The sequence below is a fragment of the Haladaptatus sp. AB618 genome (assembly GCF_024136965.1).
Lineage (GTDB): Archaea > Halobacteriota > Halobacteria > Halobacteriales > Haladaptataceae > Haladaptatus.
The window spans coordinates 1-425 of the sequence record NZ_JAMYJX010000032.1 but is presented as its reverse complement, the minus strand read 5'-3'; the positions used below and the strand labels follow the sequence as shown (position 1 = coordinate 425).

Genomic DNA, 425 nt, shown 5'->3' with positions numbered 1-425 from the left:
TACATCACGTTCACGCGGTCGCACAGTTCGGCGACGACACCCATGTCGTGGGTGACCCAGATGAAACTCGTGTCGTATTTGGCCTGCAAATCGTTGACCAACGAGAGGATTTGGCCCTCGACGGTCACATCCAGCGCCGTCGTCGGTTCGTCGGCGATGATCAGGCTCGGTTCGCACGCAAGTGCCATCGCGATGAGCACACGCTGGCGCATCCCGCCCGAGAACTGGTGTGGGTAGTTGTCGTAGCGTTCGACCGGTTCCGGAATGCCTACTTCCCGAAGCATACTGATCGCTTCTTCCTTCGCCTCGGATTTCGACAAATCGCGGTTGATTTCGATGAACTCCCTGAGTTGGCTCCCGACGGTGAAGACGGGATTCAGGCTCTCCATCGGGTCCTGGAAGATGATGGCGATTTCGGTGCCGCG

1 protein-coding gene is annotated in these 425 nt (G+C 58.4%); it reads right to left on the bottom strand.

The features are described 5' to 3' along the window. On the bottom strand, positions 1-425 hold a 425-nt coding region (locus NKF26_RS23975; RefSeq protein ID WP_253229146.1), incomplete at both ends, for an ABC transporter ATP-binding protein.